The organism is Sorangium sp. So ce302 (assembly GCF_051530145.1).
Taxonomy (GTDB): Bacteria; Myxococcota_A; Polyangia; order Polyangiales; family Polyangiaceae; genus Sorangium; species Sorangium cellulosum_B.
Genome location: NZ_CP150326.1, coordinates 8,696,357 through 8,715,822, shown reverse-complemented (window position 1 = coordinate 8,715,822; position 19,466 = coordinate 8,696,357). Strand labels below are relative to the sequence as shown.

Genomic DNA, 19,466 nt, shown 5'->3' with positions numbered 1-19,466 from the left:
CCGTGCTAGGACCACGCCCGGCCGGGGCCGGCGCCGCCGGCGTCCGCACGACCATGATCGACGACTCACACCCGCTCCTGCTCGGCTCCGGCTCGCCGCGCCGGCGAGAGATCCTGACCACGCTCGGCCTGCCTCTCCGCGTCGCGGCAGCCGAGGTCGACGAGGCGGGGCGCGCCGGCGAGGACGCCGCTGCCTACCTGGAGCGCGTCACCCTGGCGAAGCTCGCGGCCGCGCGGCGCCTGCGCCAGGCGGCCGGGGCGGGCGCGATCCTCGTCGCCGACACGTCGGTCATCCTCGGCGATTCCATCCTCGGCAAGCCGCGGGACGATGTCGACGCGCGCGCCATGCTCCGCGCCCTCTCGGGCCGCGAGCACCAGGTCTGGACGAGGTTCGCGATCGCCGGAGGCGATCGGGCCAACGTCGCGACGGCGTCCGCCCCGGGCCTCGCCGTGGCGCTCCACGCCGAGACGGTCGTGACGCGGGTGCGCTTCCGCGAGCTCGACGACGGCGAGGTGGCGTCGTACGCGGCGACCGGCGAGGGGCTCGACAAGGCCGGCGCCTACGCGATTCAGGGCATCGGTGCGTTCGCCGTCGCGCGCATCGACGGCTCCTATTCGAACGTCGTCGGTCTGCCCGCGTGCGAGGTCGTCGCTGCGCTGCGGGCCACCGGCTTGCTCGCGCGCTTCCCGCTGTCGCTCGCGCGCTCATCATGAGCCACGGCGCCTCGGTCGTCGCGCGTCGGCGCGACGCGGGCGCGATCTTCGCGCTCGCCCTCGCCGCGCGGCTCGCCACGGTCGTCTGGGCGGCCGGGCGCTTCCCGCCTACCGCCGACGGGACGTACTACCAGCGCATCGCCGAGCGGATCGCGGCGGGGCTCGGCTACACGTGGCTATGGCCGGACGGCGTCGTCACGTACGCCGCGCACTACCCGGTGGGCTACCCGGGCGCGGTCGGCGCGCTGTACGCGCTGCTCGGCGCGCATCCCGCGGTCGCGATGCTGCTGAACGCCGTGCTCGGCGCGCTCGCGGCGCTCGCCGTCCATCGCCTGGCGGCCCGCGCCGCGCCGCGCTCGCGCGCCGTGCCGGCGCTCACCGGTGGGCTCGTCGCCCTCCACCCCGGGCTCGTGGCGTATACCCCGGCGCTCATGACCGAGGGCGTCACCGGTTCGCTCGTCGCCTGCGCGGCGTGGGCGTCCGCGAGGGCGCGCGAGCGCCGCCCCGCGCTGGCCCCGTTCGCCGTCATCGGGCTGCTCATCGGCGCCGCCACCCTCGTCCGCCCGCAGGCGCTCCTGCTCGCGCCCCTGTTCGCCGGCCTCGCCCTCTCGGGCTCTCCGCCTGCAGGCGGTCCCCGGCTCCTCCCCCCGTTTGCCGCGCGCGCGGCGCCCGTCCTGCTGGCCGTCATCGCGGCGCTCCTCGTGTGCGCGCCCTGGACCGCGCGCAACTGCCTGCGGATGAACCAGTGCGCCCTGGTGAGCGTGAACGGCGGATGGAATCTCCTCATCGGAGCGGATCCGGCGTCCACCGGCGCCTGGGCGCCGGTCCAGGTCCCCGAGGCGTGCCGCGAGGTCTTCGACGAAGCCGGCAAGGACGCCTGCTTCGGCCGTGAGGCGCGCCGGTACATCGCGGAGCACCCGGGCGAATGGCTCGGGCTCGTGCCCAGGAAGCTCGCGGCGACGTTCGACTACTGCGGCGCGGCCGGGTGGTACCTCCACGCCTCGAACCCGTCTGCGTTCAGCGAGGCCGACAAGGTCGCGCTCGGCGCCGTCGAGACCGTCTTCGAGCGCGTCGTCCTCCTCGCCGCGCTCGTGTGGGCGGCGCGCAGGCCCGCGCAGGCGCCCGGCGCAGCTCGCCGTCCCTCGCTCGCGCAGCGCGCGCTCGACATCGCTCGGCTCGCGCTGTTCGCGCTGGGGGTCGTCGCCGCGCTGCACGTCCATGCATGGGTTGGCTACCTCGCGCTCCTCGGCCTCGCGCTGCTCAAGGGCCGCGCGCTCCTCCGGGCGCCGGTGCTCGTGGGCGCCGCGCTCGCCGTCCTCGCTGCGACCGCGGCGACGCACGCCGTGTTCTTCGGTGCCGGGCGTTACGCGCTGGTCGCGTTCCCGCTCCTCTCGGGGCTCGCCGCCCTCGCCGCGGCGCGCCAGGAAGCGGATCGGCCTGCCGCCGGCGCGCCCCGCGCGACCACCCACATGCGCGCCGCGCCCCTCGCGCCGCCGCGCGGGTGGGGGGGCGGGTCGTCGGACGACGAGCTACTTTGACAGCGCCGCCTGGGCTGCTGCATCCTAGGCCCCCGTCGGTTCGGGAGCGCGTGCCCCCGGCTGGCGAACCTGGAGGAGAGACGGATGCCCTTGATTGAAACGGAAGAGGCGGCGCGCCGCCTCGCGCGCGCCATCGCGAGCGATCTCTCGCTCTACAACGAGGAGAAGATCGTGCAGGGCATCCAGCAGGATGACCTCTTCACGGTCTTGTCCGAAGAGATCGAGGAAGGGCGCGCCCTCTACAAGAGCCGCGTCTCGCCGGACCTCTACCAGAAGAACTTCTACGACCGCGCCCTCGTCGACATCCTCATCAAGTCCAAGGGCCACATCAAATCGAAGATCTGGTAGCGAGCGCCCGCAGCTGGTCGAGCGCCTTGCGCATGTCCGCTGGCAGCGCGCTCTCCCAGCGGACGGGCTTTTGCGTGGCGGGGTGGATGAACCCGAGCACGCGCGCGTGGAGGGCTTGCCGGCCCAGCTCCTCCGCGATCGCCCGCACGGCCGGCTTCTTCGGCGGCTTGCCGTAGAGGGGGTCTCCGAGGACGGGGGTCCTGCCGCGTTCGGCGAGGTGCACCCGGATCTGGTGGGTGCGGCCCGTCTCCAGCGAGCACGCGACGACGGTCGCCGCGTCGCCGAGCCTCTCGAGCACGCGGACGTGCGTCACGGCGCGGCGCGGCGCGGCGACGCGTGAACCGGGCGCGCCGGCTCCGGAGCCAGGTGCGCCGGCGCCGCCGCGGATCCACGACGTGAACCGGAGCCTGTCGGTCGGGTGCCGGCCGTGGAGCGTGTCGTAGGTGGCGTCTCGCGCCTCGCCGGCGACGATCGCGGCGTACTCGCGCTCGATCGCGTGCCTGGCGAACCGATCTTTCAGCGCCTCGCGGGTGGGCTCATCCTTCGCCACGACGAGCAGGCCGCTCGTCCCTCGGTCGAGCCTGTGCACGATCCCCGGGCGGACATGGCCCATGGGATCGCGCGGATCGGCGGGCGCCAGGGCGAACCCGGGCAGGGCGAGCAGCCCGTTGACCAGCGTGCCGGACGCGTGGCCGCGGGCCGGATGCACGACGAGCCCGGCAGGTTTGTCGATGACGAGCAGGTGCTCATCCTCGTACACCACCGGGATGGCCACGTCGGGCTCGGCCGCGGTGGGCGAGGGCGACGGCTCTTCGGGGCGGACCTCGACCAGCGCGCTTGCGCGCACCGCCACCGACGCGCGCGCGGGCTCCCCGTCGACGAGGACCCGACCGGCGGCGATCCACCGCTGCACCGCCGCGCGAGAGGCCGCATGGCCGGCGCGGTCGAGCAGGTGGACGACGAGCTTGTCGAGCCGGTCACGAGGGTCGCCGTCGTCCACCCGGAACCGGAAGTGGAGCGCTCCTGCACCGGCAGCCATCGCGTTCGTCACGGACGTCGTTCACGGCCGAGCGGCGCCAGGGTGAGGGCGTCGCGGCCGCGCGATCAGTACTCCGTGTCGCCCTCGTCGTCCTCTTCGGCGGTCCCGAGCTCGGGGTTGAGCGCCACGTGCGACTCGAGGTCCTCGAGCCGCTGCGCTTCGCGCAGCTTGATGAGGCCGCACTGCTCGGCAAGGTACAGGTCGAACGCGGTGTAGCGCGGGAAGACCCGGACGTTCGTGTCCTCGTTGTCGAGGCCGAGGATGACGAGCTCGCCGTCCCGCCTGGCCTCCCCGAGGTAGAGCGCGTTCCATGGCTGACCGGGGAGATTGGGCAGCCTCACGACCTTGGCCCGGAGTCGCGATTCGGTCCAGCCGAGGTCGGTCTTCGCCTCGGCCAGCTTGCGGACCGAGGTGAGCTTCGGTCGAGGCGCCGACGGGTCCTGGCCGAAGCGATGCCGCCCCTTGAACCGCGGGCCCAGACTATCGAGCGTGAAATCGAACTCGAGGAACGCCCGCAGCGTGGGCGGCAGCTCGACCATCAGCCTCGACTCGAGCGCATCGAGAGCGGCCTGGCTCGCTCCCACGGCGGTATGGCTGGAAGGGCGCTTCTTCAGTTGCGCGATCACGCGATGCACAAGCTCAACGCCACGTTCGATCGGTGCCATGTATCCACGGGCCGCGGTTGCGCGGCGTTCTTCAGGACCCAAAGGGCCTCACTGGGGCCGCGTCTCTGGGCCCCGGCTGTTGCAGGCTCGTCGCGCGCTCGGTCGGCTCTCTACATCGGCCGACCGGGTGCGCATCCCTCTATGGTGCCTACCGGTCCGGTCCGCTCGGTGTCAACCTGCGATCGCAATGCGGTTGATCATTCCTCCTCCCCCTGAAGTGATCGCCTGGTTTCCCGTTCCCGTCACCCTCGTCTCGAGGAGCGCGGTCCGCCTCTCCCGCGTGCGCTGAAGGCGCGCCGCGCTCGCCAGATCAGGACGGCGGTTGCGATGAGCACCACCGCGGCGCCGATCCCCAGGATGACCCATTGTGGCGCAGGGTAACGCCCGCGCTGGAGGCCAGGAGGCGGCCGCTCGTACTCGATCTGGAGCTCCGCTCCCACCGGCCCTCGTTACACGCGGATGCTCCGACCCGCAACTGATCCCGTGGCGCGAGCTGGCCGGCTCGGCGTGCAGGCCGGCTCGTGAGCAGCCCTGGCAGCTGCTCGGGCTGGCCGCGCAGAGCGAGGAAGCGCGCTCCAGATCAACGCCTCACCGACCGGCCAGAGCCAGCGGATCAAAACTTGCTTTCCTGGAAACTCGGGGTTGTAAAGTGGACCGAAGCGCGGGCACCGTGCGGCCGGTGCGAGAGGGTGAGAGATGAAGCCGGGCTCTTCAGCGTGGGTCGAGGGGGCGCTTCCGCGGCCTTCCCGGATTCGACGGTGCCTCATGGCGCTCGGCGCATGGGCGGTGCTCGGCGTCCTGGCGGGAGCGTGCGGCCGGACGAGCCTCCCCGACCTCTCGAACGCCAGCGCTGGAGGGGGCGGCTTTGGTGGCGCGACGAGCGGCGGCAGCATGTCGACCTCATCGAACGGAGGCGAGGGCGTCGGAGGCTTCGACGCGTGTGGCGGCCCCACGGACTGTGACGATGGCGACGACTGCACGAGCGACGACTGCGCAGACGGGCGCTGCGACCATCGTCCCCGCGACGACGATCGGGACGGCGTCGGCCCGACGTTCTGCGGCGGGAGCGACTGCAACGACCTCAACCCGTCCGTCTTCCCGGGCGCGCCGGAGATCTGCACGGACGCCGCGGACAACGACTGCAACGGCGTCAGTGACTGCTTCGATCCCGCCTGCGCAGCGGGGGAGATCTGCGGCTGTACCCCGAGCCCTGCCGGCGAGCGCTGTCAGAACGGCGCCGACGACGACTGCGACACGATCGTCGACTGCTTCGACGCCGACTGCTCGGGAACGCCGGTCTGCGGCTGCTCCACCTCGGAGGCCGGGAAGTGCGGCAACGGCGCCGATGACGACTGCGATCTCGCCTTCGACTGCGACGACGCCGACTGCGGCTCCGAGCCGCTCTGCGCCTGCAGCTCCCAGCGCGAGCGCTGCGACAACCGCGAGGATGACGACTGCGATCTCCTGGTCGACTGCGGCGATCCGGACTGCCGCGGCATCTTCCCTTGCGCGTGCCAGCCGCCCGGCTCGCCGGAGCGGTGCGAGGACGGCGCTGACAACGACTGCGACGGGCGCGTCGACTGCGCGGATCCGCAGTGCACCTCCGCGCCGGCCTGCGAGCGCTGCGTGCCGGAGATCTGCGACGACGGCGCCGACAACAACTGCGATGAGCGCGTCGACTGCGCGGACAGCGCCTGCGCCTTCGCGCCGAACTGCGAGCCGACGCCGGAGCGCTGCAACAACGACGTCGACGACGACGGCGACGCCCTGGTCGACTGCCAGGACCCGGACTGCGCGAGCAGCCCCGTGTGCGTGCTCGAGCAGGCCAACTGCCTGTCGCCGAAGCGCATCCCCGGGACTGGCACGTACACGGGGGACACCACCGGGCACGTGAGCGAGACCCGGGGTGAGTGCGGCGGCGACACCGGCGAGGCGGTCTTCTTCTTCGTGCTCACCGCGCCGTCGCGCGTGCGCGTCGACTCGCGCGGGTCGGCCTTCGACACGGCGCTCTACGTCCGCACGGGCGTCTGCAATTCCGGCCGGGAGATCGGCTGCGACGACGACAGCGGCGGGTCGCGGGCCTCCCTGCTCGATTTCGGCATCCTGTACCCCGGCACCTATTTCGTCTTCCTCGACGGCTTCACGATCGATCCCGCGAGCGGACCGAACGAGGGCCCCTTCGTGCTCAACGTCGAGATCGTCCCGAACCCGCGCGAGATCTGTGACGACGACCTCGACAACGACGGCGATCACTACGTCGACTGCGCTGATCCCGGCTGCGCCACCTTCGGCTCATGCCGGAGCTGCGCGAAGGGCGCCGCGCCTGGCCCCGAGTTCGGGACCGCCGCGTGCACCGACGGGATCGACAACGACTGCGACGGCGCGCTGGACTGCGCGGACGAGGACTGCAGCGCGAGCGACGTCTACGTGACCGAGTGCTGCAACGGCCTTGATGAAAACGGGAACGGGTTCCCTGACGATTTCAACTGCCGATGCGCCTCCGATGCCGATTGCGACGAGGGGCAGAGCTGCTACACGCACACTTCATTCACGTGCGGTTTCCCGTGCGAGAACTTCCGCGGGAGCATCTGTCCCTTCGTGGCGCCGGGCTCGCACTGCAACGATGCGACCCATCAGTGCGAGTTCTGATGGGCGTCGAGGTGACGCCGCCGCCTCTTTCGCTCGCGCGGCGCTCCCCGGCTGGCGCTCGTCCGGGCTAAGGTCAGGTCATGGAGATCCTGATCATCCGCCATGGCCATGCCGTGGATGACGCGCCGGACCTCGGCGACGCAGGTCGCTGGTTGACGGGCAAGGGGCGCAAGCTGACCCGGCGCGTCGCCAAATGGCTCGCGAAGCAGAAGGACCGCTGTCCTGGGGTGATCTGGACGAGCCCCCTCGTGCGCGCGGTGCAGACCGCGGAGATCATCGCCGAGGCCGCCGGGCTGACCGACGAGGTGTCGGTGGTCGCCGAGCTCTCTCCCTCGCGCGACACGGCCGAGATCCTTCGCCGGCTCTCGCAGCACCAGGGGGCTCAGCCGCTGGCGCTGGTGGGGCACGAGCCTTCGTTGTCGGCGCTGGTGACGTCGCTGCTCGGCGACGGCGGCTGGGCCGGCCTGAGCCTGAAGAAGAGCGGCGTCGTCGCGGTGAGCTGGGACGGGCGCGGGCCGGGGACGCTGCGCTTCGCGTTGGATCTGAAGGCCATGAAGGCGGTCACGCCGGTGAAGGAAGCGCAGCAACAGGCGCCTCGCGCCCGGTGATGGGCGTCCGCGCCGCGGCGCCGTTCAGCGCACCGATCTCTCCACGGCGCTCAGCACGTCGACGTCGCGGACGCCGTCCGCCTCGGCGCGGTACGACAGCACGATCCGGTGCCGCAGCGCCGGGATCAGCAGCGCCCTCACGTCGTCCACGTCTGCGGCTGCTTCGCCGCGGAGCGCGGCGCGCGCCTTGGCCGCGATCACCAGCGCCTGGCTCCCGCGCGGCCCCGCGCCGTAGCGCACGTAGTCCCGGACCTCCTGCGCAGCGCGCTCCGCCCCCGGCCGCGTCGCCCTGGCGAGGCGCACCGCGAGGTCCACGGCCTCGTCGGTCACCGGGATCCTCGGGACGAGGCGCCCGATCGCCAGCACCTCTCGCGCCTTGAGCACCGCCGCGATCGCCGGCGGCTTCCCCGAGGTCGTCCGTCGCGCCACCTCGCGCTCCTCGGCCTCGCTCGGGTAGGTGACGTGAATCTCCAGCAAGAAGCGGTCGAGCTGCGCCTCTGGCAGCGGGTAGGTCCCTTCCTGCTCGATCGGGTTTCGCGTCGCGAACACCTGGAACGGGTCGGGGAGGGCGTGCGTGGTGGTCCCGACGGTCACCTTGCGCTCCTGCATCGCCTCGAGCAGGGCGGCCTGCGTCTTCGGCGGCGTCCTGTTCACCTCGTCCGCGAGGACGAGGTTGTGGAAGATGGGGCCGGGCTGGAAGCGCAGGCTCCGCGACCCGTGCTGCTCGTGCAGCACGTCGGTCCCCGTGATGTCGGCGGGCAGCAGGTCAGGCGTGAACTGGACGCGCCCAAAGCTGAGATCGAGCGCCCTCGCGAGCGACGACACGAGCAGCGTCTTGGCGAGCCCCGGGACGCCGACGAGCAGCGCATGCCCGCGCGCGGCGAGCGTGATCAGCATGGCCTCGACGACATCGTCCTGCCCTACCACCGCCGCCGCGATCGCCGAGCGGAGCCGCCTGGCCCCCTCCGCTGTGCGCTCGAGGAGCGCGGCGTCCGAGAGGGCGGTCGATTCCTCCTCGGCGGTCGTCTCGGCGTCATTCTTGTGCTCGGGATCGCTCATACGGGCAGGGCTCGTACCCCGAGGCCGCGATGCCGACAAGGATCCGGCGAAGCCGGCGCTCCCCGCGGCGCTGGTCCTGGCCCGTGGAGGTTTGCTCGGACAGGTGAGCCAGTGTTAGCAATCGATCGCAATGGCGCAGAGCTCTGAGGCCCGGGAGAGGAGAGGGGCGCACGCGGCGGACGTGGAGGCGCAGCGCGAGCTCAAGGTGAGCGAGCCAGCGGACGAGCCGAGCAGCGGCAGCGCTGGCGCGGCGGAGGACGGCGCGGGAGCGGCCGAGACCGGCGGCCAGGTCGGCCCTGGGGAAGGCGGCGCGGAGAGCGGTGAAGCGCCGTCGGCGCCGCTCGAGTCCCTGAGCTTGCACGACGGACCGATCCCGCACGCGCCGCTCCCGCCGGTCGCGGGGCCGTGGCGTTCCTACAAGGAGATCCTCGCGACGCTGGCTCAGCGCGTGCTCGATGCGCAGCGGCCGATCCGCATCCTCCAGGCGCTTCGCTGGGAGGCGGACGTCGAAGAGCAATTTGTCCGCTCGAAGCAGCGCGAGCTGCCGCAGGTCGCCTACTCGGACGATCTGGGGTTCGACCCGGAGGCCAAGCAGCGCGAGCTCGAGGAGATCCTGCGCGACGCCGAGCGGGAGCTCGGCAAGCGCGATCGGCTCGGGCAGATCCTCCGCGCGACGGCGGATGAGTACCGGAAGGTCGTGCGCATGCTCATCGGACGGGGAACGAAGGCGTTCTATGCGCTGTCCCGCGAGCTCTACGGATCCCCGAAGGACAAGCTGCCAGACGGAAAGACGAGCGTGCGGGACATGGGGTTCGTGCTCTACGACCTCCTGACGGCGATCGGCGGTGAGCGCCTCGGCCCGTCGCAGCAGCGGGAGATCACGGCGGAGATGGCGGCGCTCGATCTGAACGCCCGCTTCGACCGCTTCTTCGGCGGCGCGTCGATCCGCGTGCAGGTGGACGACTCGCTCCTCGCGGACGCCGCCGCCGGCAGCGACTACGTGAAGATCCGGAGCGGCGCGATGTTCGCCAAGAGCGATGTCGACATCCTCGAGGCGCACGAGGGGTGGGTGCACGTGGCGACCAGCTTGAACGGGCAAGCTCAGCCGGTGGCGCGCTGGCTCGCGAAGGGGCCTCCGCGCACCACGGCGGTTCAGGAAGGGCTCGCCGTTCTGGTGGAGATCCTCACCTTCAGGAGCACTCCGCGTCGCGCGAAGAAGCTGAACGACCGCATCCTCGCGGTGGACAAGGCGGAGGACGGGGCGTCGTTCCTCGACGTGTTCGAGTGGTACCGCACCGAAGGTTACGAAGAAGACGAGTGCTTCCAGAATGCCAGGCGCGTCTTCCGCGGCGGCGTGCTCGCGGGAGGGGCGCCGTTCACGAAGGACGCCTGCTACTGCAAGGGGATCGTTCTCAACTACGCCTTCATGCGCGCGGCCATTCAGCACGATCGGGCGATGCTGATTCCCTTCTTGTTCGTGGGGAAGGTCGCGCACGAGGACGTCCCTGTCCTCCATGCGCACGTGACCGACGGGATCATCCGCCCGCCCCCGTATCTCCCGCCGATCTTCGACGACATGAACGGGCTGGCGATCTGGATATGCTATTCTTCCTTCTTCTCCCGCCTGGGAGGGACGGCCCTCGCCGAGCACTACGGCAGGATGCTGGAGCGCTGAGCGCGGCCGACCCCGGGGCCTCGGTTGCGCCGGCCTCCCTTCGGTGCGTGCGGCGGTCGCCTACGGAGCTGGCGCGGCGCAAGCCTTGGGGTTCGGGCCCGCCGCGTGCGCCTCGGCGATCGCGCGCGTGACCGCGAGCCAGATCCTGCGCCGGGTAGCGTCCGGCACCTCGGGGATGAGCCTGGCGGTGCTCATGAGCGACTCTTCGTCCGCCCCGCGGGAGCGCTCGGCGACCTGGAGGCTCAACGGATCTTGGAGTGCGCGCCGGTCCTCGGCGTTCATGCGCTTCACCGCCACGCGGAAGTCCTCGCGGGCCAGCCGGAGGCGGTTGCGCACCGTGTTCTCCTTCACGTCCAGGTCGCGCGCGATGTCGGCGGTCGTCACATCGAGCAGATCGTGCATGATCAAGACCACGCGTCGCTCGGTGTCGATCCCGCCGAGCAGCCTGCCGACGAGCTGGCCGCTTTGCTCGCGTGCGAGCAGCTGTTCCGAGGTCAAGCCGGGGTCGGCGAGCTCGAACGGCCAGCTCGCCCCGGCGCCGACCGCGATCTCTCGGCGGCGGTGGGCGCGCTCGCGATAGTGGCCAACCTGTCGCCAGGCGATGCCGAACAGCCAGCGCCTGAGGGGCTCGCCGAGCGGGCTCGCCGTTTGTGGCGCCCCGCGTTCCAGGCTTGGGGCGTGGCCGCAGGGGGGATGTCTGGTGCGCGCCTCGTCTGAGCAGCGCCTCGGATCGAAGCGATCCAGCGCGTGATACGCAGCGATCATGACGTCTTGCAGGACGTCGTCGACGTCGCGCTCTGCCACCCCGAGCCAGCGGAGCGCTTGTCGGAGGAATGACAGCCCGACAGTGTACACGGTCTCGAAGCTGGGCCGCTCCAGAGGGGGCCCATGCTCAACAAGCTGTTGCATGCCTGAACTTACGTGCAGCAGCCCCCTCTGATTTGAAAATCGTCCAACCCTCCGACGTTACCATTAATAAGTAATTTTTATTACATTCGAGGCGGCCTCAATCTGGTCCGGCTGCCGACGGAGAAGAACGGCGAGGCAGCGCATTGCTCGACGTGCGGCGTGCGCTCAGTTTGCGCTCAGTTTGCGCTCATTTGCCTTGGAACACCGGCTTCCGCTTCTCCATGTACGCGGCGAGCCCCTCGCGGGCGTCCTCCGACGTGAACAGCTCGGCCTGGAGCTCTCGTTCGAGGGCGAGCCCCTGTTCGAGCCCTACCTCGAAGCCCGTCTGAACGGCGCGCTTGATGCGCCCGACCGCCAGCGCCGCGCGGTCCGGCAGCGTGAACGTGTGGCTGTACGCGAGGATCCGGTCCATGAACTCGTCATGGGAGGCCGTCTCCCAGACGTCATTGATCAGGCCAACCGCGAGCGCTGTCTCGAAATCGAACGTCTGCCCCTCGCACATCAGCTGGATCGCCCGCGATTTGCCGATGAGCCTGGCCAGGCGCTGGGTGCCTCCGGTGCCTGGCAGGACGCCCAGCGTGACCTCGGGGAGGCCGACCTTGCCGGCACCTTTGCGGGCGATGCGGAGGTCACAGGCCATCGCGATCTCGAGACCACCGCCTACCGTGTGGCCATTCAGCGCGGCGATGCAGAGCTTCGGCGTGTGCTCGAGGCGGCTCAACGTCTCGTTCGCGTGGAGACAGAAGTAGTATTTGAACGTCGGGTCCGACTCGCGGAGCATGTTGATGTTCGCTCCTGCGCAGAAGAACTTTTCGCCGTGCCCGGTGATGACGATGACATGGACATCGTTGTCGAAGCGGGCCTCGAGGATGGCCGCGTCGAGGTCCTTCATCATCTCGTGGGTGTAGCCGTTGACGGGCGGATCATTGAGCGTAAGCAGCGCGACGCCTGCAGAGGTGGCGTAGTCGACGAGGGCCATGGGCGCTCTTTACCAAACCGTCAGAAAAAGCGCTGCCCCCTGGTGGAAAGGCGCGGAATTGTGCTACCCCGCAGGGACGTGCTCATGAACGCGCAGGACGTGCGGCAGAAGTTAAAAGAACTCATGGTCGAGGAGCTGAACCTCGAGGGGAAGACGCCGGCCGACATCGACGACGCCGCGCCGCTGTTCGGCGCGGGGCTGGGCCTCGATTCGCTGGACGCGCTCCAGCTCGCCATGAGCGTGGAGGAGCGCTTCGGCGTCCGCATCCCGGAGGGCGACGAAGCGAGGCCGATCTTCGCATCGGTGGACGCGCTCGTGGCCCACATCGTCAAGTCGACCGCGGCGGCGTGAACGCGCCGCAGAGAGCCGTTCGGGCGTGCGCATCTGGGTGACGGGCATCGGGGTCGTCTCGCCCCTGGCGCGCGGGGCGAGCGAGACGATGGACCGGCTCATCGCAGGAGAACGGGCCTTCGCGCCGCTCTCCTTGTTCGAGATCCCCGGGACGCGCGGGCGCATCGCCGCGGAGATCCGCGACCTCTCCCCCGAGGAGGTCGCGCCGCCCGGCGAGGCGGAAGGGTGGTCTCGAACCGACGCGATGGCAGTGCTCTCGGCCCGCGAGGCGCTCGGACACGCGGGCATCGACCCGAGGGCCGTTCCAGTCGACCTGGTGGTCGGCGGGACGACCGCCGGGATGTTCGAGACGGAGGACTTGCTCGCCTGGCTGTCGCACGACCCCAGCGCGATCGCCCCCCTGAAGCGGATGCTCTCGCATCCCCTCTCATCGACGGCCGACCACGTCCGCGCCGCCGTCGGTCCGTTCCGTCGGGTGAGGAGCGTCTGCAGCGCCTGCTCGAGCGGCGCGAACGCCGTGTTGCTGGGCGCGGCCTGGCTCCGCGCCGGCCTCTCCACCCGCGTGCTCGCGGGGGGCGCCGACGGTCTGTGCCGGCTGACGTACACCGGCTTCGGCGCGCTCGCAGCCGTCGATCCGGAGCCGTGCCGCCCGTTCGATCGGCGGCGTGCCGGTCTGAACCTCGGCGAAGCGGCGGCGTTCCTGCTCCTCGAGTCCGAGGACGCCGCGCGCGCGCGCGGGGCGGAGCCGATCGTCGAGCTCCGCGGATGGGCGACCGGCGCCGAGGCGCATCACATCACCAACCCCGAGCGCGAGGGGCGCACCGCCGCGCGCGTCATGCGCGACGCTCTCCGATGCGCGGCGCTCACGCCCTCGGATCTTGATTACGTCAACGCGCACGGCACCGCGACGCCGCTGAACGACGTCATGGAGAGCGCCGCCCTGCGCGCCTGCCTCGGCCCCGAGGTGAACCGCATCGCCGTCTCCTCATCGAAGGGGCAGATCGGGCACACGCTCGGCGCAGCGGGCGCGGTCGAGGCAGCGATCACCGCCCTCGCCATCGCGCGCGGCGTGATGCCCCCGACCGGCGGCCTCGAAGAGGTCGATCCGGAGTGCCAGCTCGTGCACCTGAAGGAGGCGCGCGAGGCGCCGATCCGGTCGGCGATGTCGAACTCCTTCGGCTTCGGCGGCACGGACAGCGTGCTCGTGCTCGCGCAGCCAGACCGTTTTCCTCCGCCGCTCGACGCCGGCAGCGCGCCCCGGCGGCGCTCGGTCGTCGTGACGGCGGCCGCGACGATCGGCCCGCTCGGCGTCCTCGCGTCCCGCGGCGGCGCCGCATATCTGGAGCCTGGCCCTCCGCCAGCGGAAGGAGCCATCCCCTTCAACACGGCCGCGCACCTCGATCTCGCGCGGGCGAGGCGGCTCGACCGAGCTGGCCGGCTGACGACGGCCGCGATCCTCACGGCCCTCTCGGAGGCCGGGCTCGGTGGCGCGGTCCAGGCCGAGGCCGGCGCGGGCGATCCGGCGGCCGACGTCGCGCCGAGCCGCACCCTGCCTGGCGCCATCGTCGGCGCGTCCTTTGGCAGCGTCGACGCCTCGACCGCCTACATGCGGCGCATTTACGACAAGGGCGCGAAGTACGCGAGCCCCGCCGATTTTCCGAACCTGGTCCCCTCGTCGCCGGTCGGGCATGCCTCCATCTACCTGGGCCTCCGTGGCCCGGTGTTCGCGATGGCCGATCTCGGAGCGACCGCGGAAGCGGCCATGGTCACGGCCATCGAGCTCATCACGGCCGGGGAGGGGGAGGCGCTCGCCGCGGGCAGCGTCGAGGAGACGAGCCCGATGATCGAGCGGTGCCTCGGTCCGATCTGCTCGCAGGTCGTCAGCAGCGGGGTCCGCAGCGAGGGCGCTGCCGTGCTGCTCTTCGAGAGCGCCGCGCGTGTGCGTGAGCGAGGGGCGCGCCCGGTGGCGATGGTGTCCTGGTGGAACTCCTGGCGGGGTGACGGCGTGGGGATGCTCGCGGGAGCGCCAGCGCCGGCGCGCCTCGGCGCTTCGGGAGAGGGCGCCCTGCGAGCGCAGGCCACCGTCCCGTCGCCAGCCGCCGTGTTCGTCGGACGGGAGGAGGAGCGCCTCGTCGCCTGCCTGCATGGCTCACCGTGGGCCGAGGTGCGGCGCTCCACGCTCGCGTCGCGCTCAGGCGATCACGAGGGCGCCGGCGGGTTCGCTGCTGCTGCGGCGGTCGCGGCGCTCGCCTGCCGCGACCTCGCGAGCGTGCTCGTCGTGGGCGGCGCACCCGACCGGGGATACGCCATCCTGCTGGTCGCTCCCGGCGACGCGTGACGACATCGCTGCCTGCTCCCCGCCGTCGTGCGCGGCACCTCGTCAGCGCCGGGCGCCTCCTGCTCTTGCTCGCGAGCCTCCCTGCCTGCGCCGCGAGCGCCCCGCGGCGCGGCGGCGCGCTCGACGCCGAGCTAGCGCGCCTCCTGCCTGGCCCATCGGCGGGCACGTCCGCCGCGCGGCTCGACCCCTCCGCGTGGCGAGAGGGGCGCGAGCGCCTCGCAGGTCTCCGCCGCGAGGTCGAGGGGGCTGGCCCGCGCACGCTCCGCGTCCGCCTGGCATTGCGGGAGCCGCGCACAGGCCACGTGCTCGAGGCGCGCGGCGCGATCGCGGTCGCCCCGCCGGCGATCGAAGGGCGAGCACGCGCGGCGGGGAGCGACATTCTCGAGCCCGAGGGCGCGCTGCGGATGATCCTCCTCGGCCCGGGCGGCACCACCGCGCTCGACCTGTGGGCGCGCGGCGATCGCTTCCGTTTCGCCGTTCCCGCGCTCGATCTGCTGAGGCGCGGCGACGCCTCGACGCCACGGACTGCACTCCGCGGTCTGCCGGTAGATTTCCTGCGCTGGTGGATGCTCCACCCGGCAGCGGGGACGCTGCTCTGGTACTCGCGCGCCGAGAGCACGGATTCCTTCGTCCTGCGCGACGGCGACGCCGTGATCGATCTGCGGGTCAACGACCGAGGCGTGATCGGCGCGCGCCGCACCACGTGGTCGACGGCGGAGGGCACCCGCCGGCGCCGGCTCGACGAGGAGGTCGTGATCGCCGAGGGCATGGGCTGCGGCAACGTCCGTTACGCGCAGGCCTCGACCGGGCTGCTCATCACGGTGATCTGCGAGGCCGAGGAGCGGGATCGCGCGCCGGATCCGCGCGCGTTCGTCGATCCCGACGCGCTCCGGCCGGGGGGCGGCTCATGAGCGACGCCTGCGTCATCGCCTCGGGCGCTGTCTCGGCGCTCGGCCTCGGCCCTCTCGCCTACCGCGTCCCTCGGGCTGGTGAGCCTGCGCCTGTCGCGATCGCGCGCGACGCGGAGCTGGCTCGCGCCGGCCTGCTGCGGCCCTTCGCCGCGCGCGCGCCGGCGGAGCTCGGCGTCGCTCCAGGCGCCGATCGCGCCACGGACCTGCTGAAGGCGGCGCTCTCACAGACGCTCGCGGCGCTGGAGGGCGTGCGTCCGGGCTTTCGTGGCGAGCGCATCGGCATCGCCCTCGGCACCTCCAGCGGCGGCATGCTCACCGCGGAGCGGTTCTTCGCCGCCCGCGCCGAGGGCGCCGACGCCGGATCGCTCGCCGCGCTGGCCTCGCGCGCGACGTATTTCGCGCCGTTCAACGACGCGCTCGCAGCGTTCGGGCTCGAGCGGACCCCGCTGCGCACGCACCTGCTCGCGGCGTGCGCGGCGAGCACCCTGGCGATCGGCCTCGGTCTCCGCTGGCTCGATCGCGACGCTTGCGATCTCGTGCTCGCCGGTGGCTACGACGCCCTCAGCATCTTCGTCGCCGCCGGCTTCGAGGCGCTCCGCGCGACCACGGCGTCCAGGTCGCGCCCGTTTCGGGTCGGCCGTGACGGCATGGCGCTCGGCGAGGGCGCCGCCGTCGTCGCCCTCGTCCGCGAGGACCGTCTCCGCGGCGCCCCGGTGATCGTCCGCGTCGCCGGCTTCGGCGCCTCCACGGACGCGGTGCACATCACGGCCCCGGATCGAACCGGCTCGGGGCTCGCGCGCGCCGGCGCCGCGGCGCTCGCCGACGCCGGGTGGCCTGCCTCGCGCGTCGGTCTGATCAGCGCCCACGCCACGGCGACGCCTTACAACGACGCGATGGAGTCGCGCGCGATCGCCGCGTTGCTCTCGCCGCGCGGCGCCGTGGAGGGCTCGGACGCGCTGCCGGGCGCGGATGCGCCTCCGCCGGTGGTCCACCCGTTCAAGGCTCAGATAGGGCACACGCTCGGGGCCGCGGGCGTGCTCGAGGCGCTCGCCGCAGCAGCCGCCCTCCAGGCGTCCATCGCTCCACCGGCGGCCTCCGAAGGCGAGCTCGACCCCGACGCACCGGCTCACCTGCTCGAGCGCGCCGAGCCCCGCCCGCTCTCTTCGGCGCTCAAGCTCTCGGCAGCGTTCGGCGGCGCCAACGCCGCCCTCTTGCTCACGTCCTCCGCCAGCGGGCGCCGCCCGCGGCGCCCGCGCGCCGTGGTTCTCCGCGCGCACGCGCACGTGACGGGCTCCGATCTCGGGCGCCTCGCCGAGGCGACCGGCATCGCGCGCGACCGCCTCGCGCGCCTCGACGCGCTCTGCCGGCTCGGGCTGACCGCGGTGGCAGCCCTCGCCGCCATCGTCGGCGCCGATCGCTTGCGGGGGGCCGGCATCGTCGCGGGCCACGCGCTCGCCACGATCGACACCAACGAGGTGTACGACGCCCGCCGGCGCGCCCGCGGAGCCCGCTTCGTCGAGCCTCGCCTCTTCCCTGCGACGTCGCCGAACGCGATCGCGGGCGAGTGCGCCATCGCGTACCAGCTCACCGGGCCGAGCTTCGCGGTCGGCGCCGGGCTCGGCGGCGCGCTGGAGGCGCTCCGCGCCGCGGCCGATCTCGTCGCGTCCTCCGACGCCGACCGCATGGTCGTCCTCGCGGCCGACGACGCGGGGCCGGTCGCGCGCGAGCTGCTCGGCCTCACCGGCGCCCAGCACCGCGCGCTCGCCAGCGGCGCCGTCGCGCTGCTCCTGCAGGCGGATCCCGGCGACGAGGAGCGCCTGCGCAAGGTCGATCCGGACCTCCCTGTCGACCACGAGGGGCCGGTTGGCCATCTCGCCCTCCTCCGCTGGCTCAAGGAGCACGCGTAGCGGCGCGCCCGTCCCCGTCATCCTTGGTGGTCGTGATCGCTTCGCTTGCCGATCCGCGCCTCGATCTGGCAAGGTTCCCAGCTGGAATCAGCTGCTTCCCCCGAGCGTTGTCCTGCCCGCGTATGTTCTGCCGCCAAACAAAAGCTGTCGCTTCGCTCCTCGTCGTTGCTTCGGCCGTCCTCGCCGGGTGCGCGACCCACTACATCCCGAACACAGACGTGGAGGACAACGACGACAACCGCAAGATCATCTCGTTCTGCGAGAAGTATCGCAACGCGGTGGAGAGCAAGAACGTGGGCGAGCTGCTCAAGCTCGCGTCGCCCAAGTACTACGAGGACGGCGGCAACATCGATGCGGCGGACGACCTCGATTACGCTGGCCTGCGCTCGTACCTCACCGGCAAGTTCCAGGACGCTCGCGCCATCCGCTACGAGATCCGCTACCGGCGCGTCCTGAAGGGTGATGACGTCATCTACGTCGACTACACCTTCAGCGCGAGCTATCGCATCCCGGGGGGCAAGGGCGAAGAGTGGCGTCGCAAGGTCGACGACAACCGGCTGGAGCTGGTGGAGTACCAGGACGGGTACCGCATCGTCGCGGGGATGTAGCGCTCGGTCGCTGCGCGACGGCGCGGTCGACGTACGCCAGGGCGCCCGCCGGTAGCTCCGCCCGCCACAGCGGTTTCCGCCCCCCTCTGCACCAAGCAGAGCGGCGGTCTCCCGCTTCGGATACGGGCCCAGATCGGCGTTTTCGGCGCGCAAGCGCACTCCGGTGCGCTGAGCACCGAAAACGTCGAGGTGGGCCCGTATCCGAAGCGGGTGACCGCCGCTCTAGTTCAGCGCGCTCTTCGAGGAGGGGGCATCGAACACGCCCTTCTCCTTCGCGGCGGCGAGTATGCGGAGCGCAGTGCGGTAGCCGCGCAGGACGAGCGGCTTGGCGGCGAACCGGTTCATGTAGCTGTACCGGCCGATCGCGGGCGCCACGTCCAGGAAGGTGACGTTCGGGTAGAGCTTGGAGAGGAGCTCGACGCCGCGGCGCTCCTTCTCGGCCAGAAGGATGCTGAGCGACTGCCGGACGACGCTGGGTGCGCCGCTCCTCGCGATCGAGCGCTGCGACTCGTCGCGCTCCTCGGGACGGTAGATGTTGGAGATGATCACGATGTTCGCGCCGGCATTCACGGCCACGTCGGCGGAGAGCGTCCGGATCACCTCGCCGCTCAAGTGATAGCGGCCGTTGATGCGGTAGGGCCGGAACAGGCCGGGCACGCAGCAGCTGGCGGCCACCGCCTGGCTGATCGGCGTGGCCTCGTCGTAGCCAGGGCCGAACACGACGCGCTTGGCGCTGTCCACGTCCACCGCCGTCACGTAGACGGCGTGCGGCAGCTGCCGGAAGTCGTTGATCGGCAGCGTCCGGCGCACGTAGCGCTCGAGCCTGTCGATCGAGAACACCCCCGAGCAGAGGTATCCCGGGTCGAGCAGATCGCGCAGGGCGGGAGCGCCGAAGAAGCTCGACACGTGGAGGCGAGGCCCGCGGTGACGTCGTCTCCAGGGGAGGCGGTAGGCGTCGAGAAGCACATCGAGCGGGATGTCTTGCCCGTACGTCGCGCTGACCAGCGCGCCCGCTCCCGCGCCCACGTAGATCTCTGGATGGATGCCCAGCTCCTCGCAAGCCTTCAGCACGCCGAGGTGCGCAAGGCCTCGCGCCGCTCCCCCGGAGCCCACGAACGCGATCTTGAGGCGGCTCATCGAGCCCCGATCTTGTCGGAGATATGGCACAA

At 71.8% G+C, this 19,466-nt stretch carries 17 protein-coding genes; 11 read left to right on the top strand and 6 right to left on the bottom strand.

What is annotated here, in order from left to right:
* Positions 1-53: 53 nt before the first annotated feature.
* The 3 genes from WME73_RS32980 (at position 54) to WME73_RS32970 (ending at position 2,599) form a co-directional block, all read left to right on the top strand.
* Entirely contained in the window at positions 54-713 is a 660-nt protein-coding gene (locus WME73_RS32980) for a Maf family protein (RefSeq protein ID WP_437912094.1), read from the top strand.
* Positions 710-2,251 carry a hypothetical protein gene (locus WME73_RS32975; RefSeq protein WP_437912093.1) on the top strand — a complete coding sequence of 514 codons (1,542 nt, stop codon included), beginning with the start codon at positions 710-712 and terminating at the stop codon, positions 2,249-2,251. Before WME73_RS32980 ends, WME73_RS32975 begins: the two co-directional genes overlap by 4 nt.
* An 84-nt stretch (positions 2,252-2,335) precedes the next feature.
* Entirely contained in the window at positions 2,336-2,599 is a 264-nt protein-coding gene (locus WME73_RS32970; protein ID WP_012238561.1) for a hypothetical protein, read from the top strand.
* Here the strand turns inward: WME73_RS32970 and WME73_RS32965 are convergent.
* Both WME73_RS32965 and WME73_RS32960 read right to left on the bottom strand, forming a co-directional pair.
* Positions 2,580-3,638, bottom strand: coding sequence for an RluA family pseudouridine synthase (locus WME73_RS32965; protein ID WP_437912092.1), 1,059 nt, complete (start codon positions 3,636-3,638; stop codon positions 2,580-2,582). The genes WME73_RS32970 and WME73_RS32965 overlap by 20 nt on opposite strands.
* Positions 3,639-3,703: 65 nt before the next feature.
* Positions 3,704-4,264 carry an SMI1/KNR4 family protein gene (locus WME73_RS32960; protein ID WP_157907006.1) on the bottom strand — a complete coding sequence of 187 codons (561 nt, stop codon included), beginning with the start codon at positions 4,262-4,264 and terminating at the stop codon, positions 3,704-3,706.
* Positions 4,265-5,068: 804 nt separating this feature from the next.
* Here WME73_RS32960 and WME73_RS32955 point away from each other — a divergent pair.
* Complete coding sequence (locus WME73_RS32955; protein ID WP_437912091.1) at positions 5,069-6,952, top strand: MopE-related protein; 1,884 nt, start codon at positions 5,069-5,071, stop codon at positions 6,950-6,952.
* A gap of 80 nt (positions 6,953-7,032) precedes the next feature.
* Entirely contained in the window at positions 7,033-7,560 is a 528-nt protein-coding gene (gene sixA / locus WME73_RS32950) for a phosphohistidine phosphatase SixA (RefSeq protein WP_437293838.1), read from the top strand.
* Between the two features lie 24 nt (positions 7,561-7,584).
* Here the strand turns inward: sixA and WME73_RS32945 are convergent, their stop codons facing one another.
* On the bottom strand, positions 7,585-8,619 hold the full coding sequence (locus tag WME73_RS32945) for an AAA family ATPase (RefSeq protein WP_437851247.1): 1,035 nt from the start codon (positions 8,617-8,619) through the stop codon (positions 7,585-7,587).
* Between the two features lie 130 nt (positions 8,620-8,749).
* Here WME73_RS32945 and WME73_RS32940 point away from each other — a divergent pair, with 130 nt between their 5' ends.
* The gene (locus WME73_RS32940) at positions 8,750-10,294 is read left to right on the top strand and encodes a flavohemoglobin expression-modulating QEGLA motif protein (RefSeq protein ID WP_437740312.1); all 1,545 of its coding nucleotides are present in this window, start codon (positions 8,750-8,752) and stop codon (positions 10,292-10,294) included.
* A 60-nt stretch (positions 10,295-10,354) separates the two neighbouring features.
* Here the strand turns inward: WME73_RS32940 and WME73_RS32935 are convergent, their stop codons facing one another.
* Complete coding sequence (locus WME73_RS32935; protein WP_437912090.1) at positions 10,355-11,203, bottom strand: RNA polymerase sigma factor; 849 nt, start codon at positions 11,201-11,203, stop codon at positions 10,355-10,357.
* Positions 11,204-11,390: 187 nt separating this feature from the next.
* A complete protein-coding gene (locus WME73_RS32930; protein ID WP_437709110.1) occupies positions 11,391-12,182 on the bottom strand; it encodes an enoyl-CoA hydratase/isomerase family protein in 792 nt (263 codons plus the stop codon).
* Between the two features lie 84 nt (positions 12,183-12,266).
* On the opposite strand from WME73_RS32930, the gene WME73_RS32925 reads away from it, so the two are divergent.
* The 5 genes from WME73_RS32925 to WME73_RS32905 all read left to right on the top strand — a co-directional run bounded on the left by WME73_RS32925 (position 12,267) and on the right by WME73_RS32905 (position 18,297).
* Entirely contained in the window at positions 12,267-12,533 is a 267-nt protein-coding gene (locus tag WME73_RS32925; protein WP_044969499.1) for a phosphopantetheine-binding protein, read from the top strand.
* A 25-nt stretch (positions 12,534-12,558) separates the two neighbouring features.
* Entirely contained in the window at positions 12,559-14,871 is a 2,313-nt protein-coding gene (locus tag WME73_RS32920) for a beta-ketoacyl synthase N-terminal-like domain-containing protein (RefSeq protein WP_437740310.1), read from the top strand.
* Positions 14,868-15,782, top strand: coding sequence for a hypothetical protein (locus tag WME73_RS32915; protein ID WP_437740309.1), 915 nt, complete (start codon positions 14,868-14,870; stop codon positions 15,780-15,782). The genes WME73_RS32920 and WME73_RS32915 overlap by 4 nt, the downstream gene beginning before the upstream one ends.
* Positions 15,779-17,689, top strand: a complete 1,911-nt coding sequence (locus WME73_RS32910; protein WP_437740308.1) for a beta-ketoacyl synthase N-terminal-like domain-containing protein — start codon at positions 15,779-15,781, stop codon at positions 17,687-17,689. Before WME73_RS32915 ends, WME73_RS32910 begins: the two co-directional genes overlap by 4 nt.
* Before the next feature lie 218 nt (positions 17,690-17,907).
* A complete protein-coding gene (locus tag WME73_RS32905) occupies positions 17,908-18,297 on the top strand; it encodes a hypothetical protein (protein ID WP_437740307.1) in 390 nt (129 codons plus the stop codon).
* Between the two features lie 222 nt (positions 18,298-18,519).
* Here WME73_RS32905 and WME73_RS32900 read toward each other — a convergent pair whose 3' ends face one another.
* On the bottom strand, positions 18,520-19,434 hold the full coding sequence (locus WME73_RS32900; RefSeq protein WP_437740306.1) for a patatin-like phospholipase family protein: 915 nt from the start codon (positions 19,432-19,434) through the stop codon (positions 18,520-18,522).
* Positions 19,435-19,466 lie beyond the last annotated feature (32 nt).